This window comes from Yinghuangia sp. YIM S09857, assembly GCF_051388915.1.
GTDB lineage: Bacteria > Actinomycetota > Actinomycetes > Streptomycetales > Streptomycetaceae > Yinghuangia.
Genome location: NZ_JBPKBH010000005.1, coordinates 179,673 through 191,447 on the forward strand (window position 1 = coordinate 179,673; position 11,775 = coordinate 191,447).

10 protein-coding genes are annotated in these 11,775 nt (G+C 72.1%); 5 read left to right on the forward strand and 5 right to left on the reverse strand.

From position 1 onward, the window contains the following. Positions 1-43: 43 nt before the first annotated feature. Complete coding sequence (locus ACRX5S_RS12300; protein WP_436772918.1) at positions 44-784, reverse strand: GntR family transcriptional regulator; 741 nt, start codon at positions 782-784, stop codon at positions 44-46. 198 nt (positions 785-982) lie between these two features. Between ACRX5S_RS12300 and ACRX5S_RS12305 the strand changes: the two genes are divergently transcribed. Next, positions 983-1,612: a YceI family protein gene (locus tag ACRX5S_RS12305; RefSeq protein WP_436772919.1), complete on the forward strand. Its 630-nt coding sequence runs from the start codon at positions 983-985 to the stop codon at positions 1,610-1,612. Between the two features lie 124 nt (positions 1,613-1,736). Here ACRX5S_RS12305 and ACRX5S_RS12310 read toward each other — a convergent pair whose 3' ends face one another. Both ACRX5S_RS12310 and ACRX5S_RS12315 read right to left on the reverse strand, forming a co-directional pair. Continuing rightward, entirely contained in the window at positions 1,737-2,192 is a 456-nt protein-coding gene (locus ACRX5S_RS12310) for a tellurite resistance TerB family protein (RefSeq protein ID WP_436772920.1), read from the reverse strand. 184 nt (positions 2,193-2,376) lie between these two features. Then, positions 2,377-3,285: a TetR/AcrR family transcriptional regulator gene (locus tag ACRX5S_RS12315; protein WP_436772921.1), complete on the reverse strand. Its 909-nt coding sequence runs from the start codon at positions 3,283-3,285 to the stop codon at positions 2,377-2,379. Positions 3,286-3,457: 172 nt separating this feature from the next. Here ACRX5S_RS12315 and ACRX5S_RS12320 point away from each other — a divergent pair, with 172 nt between their 5' ends. From ACRX5S_RS12320 to ACRX5S_RS12335, 4 genes are all read left to right on the forward strand, one after another. Next, complete coding sequence (locus tag ACRX5S_RS12320; RefSeq protein ID WP_436772922.1) at positions 3,458-5,116, forward strand: MFS transporter; 1,659 nt, start codon at positions 3,458-3,460, stop codon at positions 5,114-5,116. Between the two features lie 37 nt (positions 5,117-5,153). Continuing rightward, entirely contained in the window at positions 5,154-6,362 is a 1,209-nt protein-coding gene (locus ACRX5S_RS12325) for a sensor histidine kinase (protein WP_436772923.1), read from the forward strand. Further along, positions 6,359-7,024, forward strand: coding sequence for a response regulator (locus ACRX5S_RS12330; RefSeq protein WP_436772924.1), 666 nt, complete (start codon positions 6,359-6,361; stop codon positions 7,022-7,024). Before ACRX5S_RS12325 ends, ACRX5S_RS12330 begins: the two co-directional genes overlap by 4 nt. Positions 7,025-7,186: 162 nt before the next feature. Continuing rightward, complete coding sequence (locus ACRX5S_RS12335) at positions 7,187-9,376, forward strand: MMPL family transporter (RefSeq protein WP_436772925.1); 2,190 nt, start codon at positions 7,187-7,189, stop codon at positions 9,374-9,376. Positions 9,377-9,498: 122 nt separating this feature from the next. Here the strand turns inward: ACRX5S_RS12335 and ACRX5S_RS12340 are convergent, their stop codons facing one another. Then, entirely contained in the window at positions 9,499-10,029 is a 531-nt protein-coding gene (locus tag ACRX5S_RS12340; protein ID WP_436772926.1) for an Lrp/AsnC family transcriptional regulator, read from the reverse strand. 144 nt (positions 10,030-10,173) lie between these two features. Next, the gene (locus ACRX5S_RS12345) at positions 10,174-11,598 is read right to left on the reverse strand and encodes an NAD(P)/FAD-dependent oxidoreductase (RefSeq protein ID WP_436772927.1); all 1,425 of its coding nucleotides are present in this window, start codon (positions 11,596-11,598) and stop codon (positions 10,174-10,176) included. Positions 11,599-11,775 lie beyond the last annotated feature (177 nt).

Here is an 11,775-nt window from a genome sequence, read left to right on the forward strand (position 1 = left end):
GCGTTTCGCGTGCGGCGCGTACCACGCCGAATGCGGTCCTTGCTCAGACTCCCGGGTGCGAGATGTAGTGCGGCTGGACGACGCGCGCCGGGAGGACCGTGTCGGCGGCCTCCAGCGGGCGCTGCGCGCCGAAGACGGTCCGCTCGACCACGGTCACCAGCGCACTCCGGGCGACGTTGAGCAGGCGCGCCTCGTCGGTCGTGACGCCGCGCGGGACCAGGTCCTCGTTGACCCGGATCGCCGGGAGGCCGATCGCCGCGAAGCGCGCCAGCACGCCCTGGCCCGCGTACGGGCCCCGCTCCGGGAACGCGATCGGCGTGCCCGCGGTCAGGTGCAGCGGCTCCCAACTGGTGATCAGCGCGTACGGGCGGCCGCCCGCGGTGCACTCGTACGTGGTCCGCACGACGTCCGCTCCGATGTCGACCGCCAGGCGCTGGGCGATGTGCCGGTCGGCGGTCACGGTCGTCGTCTCATGGGTGTACGCCGTCTCCCGCCCGTCCTCGAACACCGGTGCGACCGAGCCGCCGCCCGGCTGCATGACGCGCGTGACCGCACGTTGGGTGAGACCGGTGACGTACACACCCGCCCCCAGGCGGCCTTCGACGATGCCCTCCACCGCGAGCTCGCGCAGCGCGACCTCGGCCACGGCCACGTCGCACCCGCCCTCCCGAGCCAGATCCGCGGACGGCGGAAGCGCGGACCCGGGCTTCCACTCGCCCGCGAGAATGCGCTGCCGGATCGCCTCCGCGAACTGCCGGCTTTTCGCAAGATCTGCTGCTGCCATGCGAGTTCCCCCCATCACCTACCACTGACAGGCGGGTCAGGGTACCCACGCCCACGAGGGGTCACAAGGTCCAAAAGACCCCCTTGCGAGCCGCCCGGCAGGCGGTGTCCGCCCCCAGGAGTGACCTAGTTGAACTTTCAACGAAGTCGAGGTACTGTCCTGGTGTCAGGTTGAACGTTCAACAAAAAGGATTCCGTCATGGGCCTCTTCTCCCGCTCCCCCAAGTCCGCGCCGACCGCCTCGACCTCCACCTCGACCGGTACTCCCGTCGCCGTCGCCGCTCCCGATCTGGCGCACCTGACCGGCAACTACGTCATCGACACGACGCACAGCTCGATCGGCTTCTCGGTGCGCCACGCGATGGTCACCAACGTGCGCGGCTCGTTCACCGAGTACGAGGGCCTGCTGCACCTCGACGGCGCCGACCCTGCCGCGTCGACCGCCGCCATCACCATCAAGGTCGCGAGCATCGACACCAATCAGGCCCAGCGTGACGAACACCTGCGCACCGGCGACTTCTTCGCCGTCGAGGCGCACCCGGAGATCACCTTCCGCAGCACCTCGGCGCAGCGCCTGGGCGACGACAGCTACCGGATGACCGGGGACCTGACGATCAAGGGCACGACGCGCCCGGTCGTCCTCGACCTGGAATACACGGGCACCGCGACCGACGCGTACGGCATCGACCGCGTGGGCTTCGAGGGCGGCACGACGATCGACCGCACCGAGTGGGGCCTGACGTACAACGCCGCGCTGGAGACCGGCGGCGTGCTGATCGGCGAGAAGGTCAAGCTCAGCTTCGACATCTCCGCCGTGCAGGCCGCCTGAGCCCGGCTCCGCGACGCACGACCCGACCGCGGGCCGCCGACGACGGCGCCCGCGGAGGCCGTGCCGACCGCGGAAGCCGTGCGGGCCGCGGAAGCCGTGCGGGCGGCGGAAGCCGCAGTCCCCGTCAGAGGCCGAAGTCCGCGCGGGCGATGCCGAGCGCGACACACGCCTCGCGGACGACCGCGCGCTCGGTCGGGTCGAAGCGGCCGTCGGCGCCGCCGATGACGATCCCGATCTGGACGACGGCGCGGGCCTCGTCCGGCTTGCCCCTGACGGCGGCGATGTCCTTCATCACCCGCGCCTTGCCGGAGCGGGTGTCCGTGCGCAGCACGTCGATGTAGTCGTGGAACCGACGCTGAAGATCGTTCTTGTCGAAGCCGCGCAGCGCCTCGTTGTCCACGATCAGTTGCGCGACCCGGCGCGTCTCGGACCGGTCGATCGTGCCGTCCGCCGCGGCCACCAGCGCGCACATCGCCATGCTCGCGTCGCGGAACGCCTCGCTGGTCAGGCTGTCCTTCCGGGCCGTCAGTTGCGTCTGCATCTGCTGCACGGACTGCTTGAGCTTGTCCCAGAGGGGCATCGCGTCTCTCCCGAGGTCTTCCGTGTCGCCTTGCCGCGTCGCCTGGCCGCCGGCCCGCACGCCGACGACCGGGCGCGTGCGGTGCAAAGACGGTAGACGAACTCGGCGATCAAGGCGTGGCCATATCGCGCAGCGCGACGCGCTCAGGCCGGCGGACGGACGCGCACCGCGTCCCCGAAAGCGCTCAACCGCGGGCCGCCGCGGCGGTGTCGCCTGCCGTGAGCAGGGCGCCGACGCCGTCCAGGACGCCGTTCAGCCCCTCCTCGAACCGCCGTTCCAGCTCCAGTTGGAAGGGCCGCGGCTCGCGGAACGCCGAGGACAGCCGCGGCAGGTCGGCCATCAGCTCAGGATTCAGGTGGCGGCCCTCGCGATCCCACCACTGCTGCGCGGTGACCCCGGTCTTCTGCGTCAGCTCGACGTCGTTGACGTGGATCAGCGCGATCCCCTGGGTGAAGGCCACCACGATCATCAGCAGCCGCAACTGCTCCTCCAACGGCACCGCGAGACCGTCGAACGCGGACAGCGCGCGCTCGCCGTCCAGCACCGCGTTGCGCGTCCAGCGCATGCGTGAACCGACCATCGCGTGCCGCAGGATCCACGGGTGGCGGCGATACAGCGCCCAGTCCCGGCGCGCGGTGTACTCCAACCCCGCCCGCCAGCCCACCGGCGCCGGATCGGGCTGCGGCTCCTCCCCCATCGCGGCCTCGACCATCAGGTGGATCAGCTCGTCCCGCCCGCCGACGTGGCGGTAGAGCGACATCGTCCCCGCGCCGAGGTACGCCGCCAGGCGCCGCATGTGCAGGTTCTCCAGGCCCTCGGCGTCGGCGAGGGCGATGGCGGCGGTCACGATGCGCTCGGCGGACAGGTGCGGTCCCGATAGATGGCCGCCGCCCTCGTCACGGCCCGAGGCGTCGCGCGCCTGGGGCCGCCCGCCTCCCGGCGCCCGCGCGGCATGTGTCGTCGCCGCTCGCCCGGCCGTTGCCTTGCGGGCCCGGTACGCCTTCGCACGGCAGGAGCGCGAGCAGTAGTCGCGCGGGCGGCCCCGGCCGCCGTCCTCGGCGATCGACTCACCGCACCATGCGCAAGCTGCCACGTCCGGGCACTCCCTTTCGTCACGGTCGACTTCGTGTCGAAATTTTAGCCGGGCGACCTCCCAGCGTGACGAAATATTCCATCAAGCCAGGGTAAATATTGCATTGAGTCCTCCGGGAAGCCGTGCGTATCGTGTACGCGGCACTGCGTACGACGTACCCGAGGAGCATTCGATGGCGGTCCTGGATCCCCCCGCGCCGGTGCACGGCAAAGCGGGCACCAAGGAGTGGATCGGCCTCGCCGTCCTCGTCCTCCCCTGCATGCTCGTGTCGATGGACATGTCGGTCCTGTTCATGGCGCTGCCGTTCCTGAGCGCCGACCTGGACCCGAGCAGCTCCGAACTCCTGTGGATCATGGACGCCTACGGATTCCTGCTCGCGGGCCTCCTCATCACCATGGGCACGCTCGGCGACCGCATAGGCCGCCGCAAGCTGCTGATGATGGGCGGGATCGGGTTCGGCGTCGCGTCCGTGCTCGCCGCGTACGCCACCAGCCCGGGCGCCCTGATCGCCGCCCGCGCGCTGCTCGGTGTGGCCGGGGCGACGCTGGCGCCCTCGACGCTCTCGCTGATCCGCAACATGTTCCACGACCCGGCCCAGCGCACCACCGCCATCGGCATCTGGACGGCCGGGTTCGCGGGCGGCGGCGTCCTCGGCCCGGTGGCCGGCGGCGTGCTCCTCGAACACTTCTGGTGGGGCTCGGTCTTCCTCATCAACGTGCCGGTGATGCTGCTGCTTCTGGTGCTCGGCCCGCTGCTGCTCCCGGAGTTCCGCGACCCGCGCCCGGGCCGCTTCGACTTCCCCGGCGCGGTGCTGTCGCTCGTGGCCGTGGTGGCCGTGGTCTACGGGATCAAGAAGATCGCCGAGGACGGGTTCTCCTGGTCGCATCTCGCGGTGAGCCTCGCCGGCCTCGCCGTCGGCGCGGTGTTCCTGCGCCGCCAGCAGGTGATCGACCACCCGATGATCGACGTGGGCCTGTTCCGCTCCCGCACGTTCAGCGTCTCGCTGGCCACGAACTGGCTGATGATGCTGGGCCTGGTCGGGTTCGGGCTGTTCAACTCGCAGTTCGCGCAACTGGTGCTGGGCATGGGCCCGTTGGAGGCGGCGCTGTGGTCGTTGCCCACCTTCGTCGTGATGCCGGTCGGCATCGCGATCGGCTCGGCGCTCGCGCCGCGCATCGGCAAGCCGAACGTCATCGTGCTGGGCCTGGTGGTCGCGGGCGTGGGATATGCGGTGCTGGCGCGCATCGGGGCCGACTCCGACATCTGGGGCCTGGTGATCCCGAACATGATCACCGCGCTCGGCATCGGCGCGGTGTTCGCGCTGGTCACCGATCTGATCCTGGCCGCCGCCCCGCCCGAGCGGGCCGGTTCGGCGTCCGCGATGTCGGAGACCGCGGCGGAGTTCGGCGGGGCGCTGGGCATCGCGGTGCTCGGCAGCGTCGGCACCGCGATCTACCGGGGCGACCTCCAGGACCACGCCCCGGCCGGGGTCGCCGAGCACCAGTTGGAGTCCGCGCGCGACACCCTGGGCGGCGCGGTCGAGGTGGCCGCGACACTGCCGCCGGGCCCCGCGAAGGAGCTGCTGGACGCCGCGTTCGAGGCGTTCGCCCGCGAGATGCGCGTCATCGCGATGGTCGGCGTGGGGCTGATGGCCGTCACCGCCGTCCTCGTCGCGCTGCTGTTGAAGCGTGAGGACGGCCGGTCCCAGGTCGACACGGCGAAGTCCGCCGGGCCGGGATCCGACGACGACGCCGAGACCGCGGCGGCGTCCGCGGAGAAGGAGACCGACCCGTCCACGGGACGCGAGCCCGAAGCCGCGGGCACGCACTGATCCGCGGCTCCCGGCCGGGGACCTCTAGGGTGGCGGCATGGGTGCTGGTGATCGTTTCGGGCTGCTGCGGGCGCCCGAGGGGCGGCTGCGACGCTTCCTCCTCATCGCGCTCGTCGCGTCGCTCGCCATCACCGCCGTGCAGTACGCGGTTCAGTACTCGAACCAGTCGCCGTCCTGGTGGCAGGTCGTCGCCGAGTGGCTGCTGATCCTCAGCGCCTGCGCGGCGCTGTGGTTCGGGCAGCGCTTCCCGGTGGCGGCCTGCGCATACGTCCTGGCCGCCACCGGGATCCACTTCGTGTTCGGCGCGGTCGACGTGGCGCTGATGATGGTGCTGCTCATGGTCGCGCTGTACGCCGTCGCCGCACGCGGGCTGCTCACCGCGGCGGTGGTGATAGGCGCGCTCACCGTCTGCCTCGTCGGCATGGGCACCCTCGGCGGCAACGACGAGATCACCACCGCGGCGCTCTTCATGCTCGCCGGATGGGTGGTCGCGGTCATCGCGCTCGGCGCCTCCAGCAACACCCGCCGGGCGTACCGCCAGGAGGCCGAGGCACGGTTGGCCACCGCGCAACGCGGGCGCGAGGAAGAGGCCCTGCGCCGCGCCACCGAGGAACGCCTGCGCATCGCACGCGAGTTGCACGACGTCATCGGGCACAACATCTCGCTGATCAACGTGCAGGCCGGGGCCGCGCTGCACCGCCTCAAGAAGGACCCCGCGCAGGCCGAGGAGGCGTTGGGCGCGATCAAGACCGCGAGCCGCGAGACGCTGCGCGAACTGCGCACGACGCTCGGGGTGCTGCGGCAGGTCGACGAGGACGCGCCGACCGCTCCCGCCGCCGGGCTCGCGCGCCTGGCCGATCTCGTCGCGTACGCCGAACTCGCCGGGCTCGACGTGCGCTCCGAGACCGACGGCGAACCGCGCGAGCTCCCCGTCGAGGTGGACCTCGCGGCGTTCCGCATCATGCAGGAGTCGCTGACCAACGTGACGCGGCACGCCGCGGCCGCGTCCGTGGTGCTGCGCGTCGTCTACGGCATCACCGGCGTGCGCGTGGAGGTCGACGACGACGGCGCCGGCGCCCCGCGCAAGCGCAAGGACGCGGGCGGCGAGGGTACCGGCAACGGCATCCGGGGCATGCGCGAGCGGGCCCGCGCGCTCGGCGGCGAGCTGACCGCGGGGCCGCGGCCCGGCGGGGGCTTCCGGGTGCGCGCGTACCTTCCCTACGAAGCAGAGGAGAACTCCGGATGATCCGGGTGCTGTTGGCCGACGACCAGCGTCTGGTGCGGGCCGGCTTCCGCTCCATCCTGGAGGACGAGGACGACATCACGATCGTCGCCGAGGCCTCCGACGGGGAGGAGGCGATCGCCGGGGCCCGCGAACACCGGCCCGACGTCCTGCTGATGGACATCCGCATGCCGGGTGTCGACGGTCTGGAGGCCGCCCGGCGCATCGCCGCCGACCCCGCGCTCGCCGACGTGCGGGTGGTGATCCTGACGACGTTCGACCTCGACGACTACATCTACGGCGCGCTGCGCGCCGGCGCCACGGGGTTCCTGGTCAAGGACACCGAGCCGGAGGAGCTGATCCAGGCGGTGCGCGTGGCGGCGCGCGGGGACGCGCTGATCAGCCCGTCCGTCACCCGGCGCCTCATCGCCGAGTTCGCCGGGCGCGTCAGGCAGCCGGAGCCGAACCCGCGCCTCAACGGGCTGACCGAGCGCGAGCGCGAGGTCATGCAACTCGTCGCGGGTGGACTGACCAACGACGAGATCGCCGCGCGGCTGGTGCTGAGCCCGGCGACCGCCAAGACGCACGTCAGCCGCATCATGACGAAGCTGGACGTGCGGGACCGCTCGCAGTTGGTGGTGCTGGCGTACGAGTCGGGCATGGTCAGCCCGGGCTGGCTGGGCTGACGCCAACCCCTGGGGTACGTCCGACCGGCCGGACCGCCGATCGGCGGCGCGCACCGCAACCACGGGTGTACGCGGACCCGTCCAACCGCAACCGCTGGGGTACGCCGGGTGTCCGCCCCGGGCCGACGACCCGCCCCGAACCGTCACCCCAACCTTGGGGACATGACGCAGACACAGGGCACCAACCTTCGTCCCCCGGCGGGTCCGCCCCGCCGAAGCAGTGTGTTCGCCCGGCTCGCCGGCTGGTCCCAGCGGCACCGCTGGGCCGCGCTCGCCGTCTGGCTGCTCGTCGTGGTGGCGGCCACCTTCGGCGCACAGGCCGCCGGCAGCGCGTGGAAGAACGACTTCTCGCTGCCGGGCACCGAGTCGCAGGACGCGAGCGACCTCCTGGAGAAGCACGGCGCCGTGCAGGCGGGCGACACGGTCGACATCGTCTTCAAGTCCGAGCAGGGCGTCGCCGCCAATCGCGACGCGGTGACCAAGGTCGCCGACGCCGTGCGGGTCTCCCCCGGAGTCGCCGACGTCCGCACGCCGTTCGACGATCCGTCGGCGGTCTCCGGGGACGGCCGCATCGGGTTCGCGACCGTGACCCTGTCAGGCGTCTCGACGGACGTCCCCAAGGAGGACATCCGCACGATCATCGACATCGCGCAGGATGCCGAGACGGAGACCCTCCAGGTCGAGGTCGGCGGCGGCGCGGTCCGCGAGGCCCAGGAGGAGTCCGGCGGGGCCGCCGAGGGCGCGGGCATGCTCGCCGCGCTGGTGATCCTGGTCCTGCTGTTCGGCTCGGTGCTGGCCGCCGCACTCCCGCTGATCACCGCGCTGTTCGCGGTGGGCGGCGCGATCGGCCTCATCACGATGGCGTCGCACGTCGCCACGGTCGCCGACTTCACGCCGCCGATCATGATGCTGGTCGGCCTGGGCGTCGGCGTCGACTACGCGCTGCTGATCTTCTACCGCTTCCGCCACGAACTGCTGCGCGGCGCCGAGCCCGTCGACGCGACGCGCACCGCGCTGGACGCCGCCGGACGCACGGTCTTCTTCGCCGGGTGCACCGTCATCATCGCGCTGCTCGGCCTGGTGACCCTCGGCCTGGGCTCGCTCCAGGGCGTCGCCCTCTCGGTCGCGCTGACCGTGCTGATCACCATGGCCGCGTCGCTGACCCTGCTGCCCGCGCTGCTCGCGGTGTTCGGCAAGCGGCTGCGCCGCAACGTCATGAAGAAGGTCGCCAAGGCGGAGCGCAAGGGCAAGGAAGAGGGCGCGCGTTGGCGCCGCATGGCCGCCGGGGTGCAGCGCCGTCCGTTCGCCGCGCTGCTGGTCGCTGTCGTCGCGCTGCTGGCGCTGTGCGCCCCGGCGCTCGACATGCGGCTCGGGTTCGCGGATGCGGGCAACGACGCGAAGAGCACCACGAGCCGGCAGGCGTACGACCTGATGGCGGAGGGCTTCGGGCCCGGCTTCAACGGCCCGCTCGTCGTGGTCGCCGAGGGCGGCGCCGACGCCGGCGAGGAACTGCGGCGCACGCTGGACGAGTTCCCGGGCGTCGCGGCGGCCACCCCGCCGATGCCCTCGCAGGACGGCGCGCTGACCACGGTGCTGGCGTTCCCCGAGAGCGCCCCGCAGGACGAGGCGACCGAGGACCTGGTACGGGCGCTGCGCGACGGCGGGCTGGACCCGTTCGAGGCCAAGACCGGCGCCGAGGCGTACGTCGGCGGGGCGACGGCCGGCGAGGTGGACTTCTCCGAGACGGTGTCCGCGCGCCTGCCGCTGTTCGTCGCCGTCGTGGTCGGCCTGTCCACGCTGCTGCTGCTCCTGGTGTTCCGCTCGATCCTGATCCCGCTCAAGGCCGCGGTGCTGAACCTGCTGAGCATCGGCGCCTCGATGGGTGTCATGACGCTGGTCTTCCAGCACGGCTGGTTCGGGGTGCAGCCCGGTCCGATCGAGGCGTTCCTGCCGGTCATGATCTTCGCGATCGTGTTCGGACTGTCCATGGACTACGAGGTGTTCCTGCTGTCGCGCATCCACGAGGAGTGGGAGCGTACGAAGGACTCCTCGCTCGCGGTCCGCGAGGGCCTGGCGACCACCGGCCGGGTCATCACCGCGGCGGCGGCGATCATGATCGTGGTGTTCGGCGCCTTCCTGCTGAGCCCGGACCGCATGCTCCAGCAGTTCGGCCTCGGCCTGGCGGTGGCGATCCTGCTGGACGCGCTGGTGATCCGCTGCCTGATCGTCCCGGCCGTCATGCAGTTGTTCGGCGACCGCGCCTGGTGGCTGCCGAAGGCCCTGGCCAAGCGACTGCCGCGGGTGGCCCTGGAGGGTTCGCCGCAGGAGCCGGCGACGGTCGTGCGGGACTGATCCGGACGCGGACCGGCGCGAGCCGGACCCGGAACGCGGCGAGGCCCGCCCCTTTGTTCGAGGGGCGGGCCTCGCCGCGTTCGCGCGCGTGTTCGGGTGGTCGGACGGGATCGCGTCCGGGCTCAGCGCGGGGCGCGCTGGTCCATGCCGCCGTTCGAGCCGACGTCCGGGACGTCCAACAGCCCGGTCTCCACGCCGCCGACGCCCCAGCCGTACGCGAGCTTGTGCACTTCGAGCACGAAGAACGAGTCGGTGGAGACGACTCCGTCGATCAGGTGCATGCGGCGGTTGAGCAGATCGGTGAAGTGGTCGGTGTCGCGACAGATGACCTCGACCATGATGTCGTACTGCCCGGCGGTCATGACCACGTAGGAGGTCTCCGGCAGTTCGCGCAGCGCGCGGCACACCTCGTGGGCGCTGCCGGGCCGGACGCGCATGCCGATCATGGCCAGCCGGTCGAAGCCGATCGTCAGCGGGTTGGCGATGCCGACGATCTGCAACACCCCGGTGTCCTCCAGGCGTTGCACGCGGTAGCGCACGGACGAGGCCGGGATGCCGAGGTCCTCGGCGATCTGGCTGTACGCGCGCCGGCCGTCCGCCTGGAGGATGGCGATGATGCGCCGGTCGATGTCGTCGAGCGGTCCTGCGATCATGCGGGTGCTCCGGGGCTCTCGCGGTGTCTGGTCCTGGCCACCCATGATCGCCTGTGCCTCCCCGTTGTCGGTCTGCCGCCGCGCGGCGTGGTCGCCGCCGTACGGCCCGAACTTCTCCGTGTGCCTCGAACGCCGCCGTGCGGCTCAGGAGTCGAAGCCGAGGCCCAGCCGGTCCAGCGTACGGAGCCACATGTTCCGCCGGCCGTTCAGGTCCTCGCGGGCCATGGACCAGCGGGTGGCCTGGATGCCCAGGTAGCGCACCGGTTCGGGTGGGAACGGCAGCGGCTTGCGGCGGATCATCTCCAGCTCCGTCCGCTCGGTGCGGCGGCCCTCCAGCAGGTCCAGCATCACCTCCGCGCCGAAGCGGGTGGCGCCGACGCCGAGGCCGGTGAACCCGAGCGCGTACCCGATCCGGCCCTGCGACGCGGTCCCGGCGAACATGCAGAACCGCGTCGTGGAGTCGATGACGCCGCCCCACGCGTGCGAGAACGGCACGTCGGTGAGGGCGGGGAAGGTCTCGGCGAACTGCGCCGCGAGGGTGTCGAACGTCGCGGGGCGCTGCGTCAGTGCCTCGTCGACGCGCCCGCCGAACGGGTAGATCGCGTCGTAGCCGCCCCACAGGATGCGGTTGTCGGCGGTCTTGCGCAGGTAGTGGAACTGGTTGCCGGCGTCGGTGATCCCGTGGTCGCCGGTCCAGCCGATCGCGGCGAGCTGATCGTGCGTCAGGGGCTCGGTGGTCAGGGCGTAGTCGTACACCGGGACCATGCTGAGGCCGAGGCGCTTGAGCAGCGGCGGGAAGATGTTGGTGGCGAGCGCGACGCGGCGGGCGGTGACGCGGGCGTACGGCGTGGTGAGGCGCACGCGGTCGGCGCGCTTCGCGTCGAGGGCGGTGACCTCGGTGTTCTCCGCGATGCGCACGCCCAGCTCCAGGCAGGCCGCGCGCAGCCCCCACACCAGCCGGGCGGGGTCGAGCAGGGCGTAGTCGGGCTGCCAGAGGCCGGCCGACCACATCGGGGAGTTGACCCACTCGCGCAGTTCGTCGCGGTCGAGGAGCCGGGACTTCTCGCCGTGGCGTTCGCCGAGCGCGGCGGCCTCGCGCAACGCGTCGGCCTGCCACGGCGTCGCGGCCACGGAGACCTTGCCGGTGCGGGCGAACCCGCAGTCCACGCCGTGGGTTTCGAGGTCGCGCTCGAAGGCGTCGAGGTTGGCGTCGCCGAGTCGCTGGAGGGTGTCGATCTCGTCGGGCCAGCGGGCGGCGCCGTTGGCGAGGCCGTGTGTGAGACTCGGCGAACAGAAGCCGCCGTTGCGTCCGCTGGCGGCGTGTCCGCAGGTCGCGGCCTCCACCACGAGTACGTCGCGGGCGGGGTCGCGCTGCTTGGCGATGAGCGCGGTCCACAGGCCGGTGTATCCGCCGCCCACGACGACCAGGTCGGCGGTGGTGTCGGCGGTCAACCGCGGCAGGGTTTCCGGGCGTTCGGGGCGGTCGAGCCAGTAGGGCTCGGTGGACGTGGCGCGAAGTGCCTTGCGATGGGCGTCGCGGGCCGGTCCGGTGGTGGTGTCGACGCTCATGTGCGGGGTCCTTGCTGCGTGGAACGGGGCGGCCGGGGGCCGGGTGCGGGCCGCTTCGTGCGGCAGCGCACGGGGCGGCCGACGGGGCGACGGGGGCACTCGGCGGTGCGGCGAACCGGGCGGCGAACTGGTCGGCGGTCGTTGCCTGTTCGGAGGCGCCCGACCGGACAGGGGAGA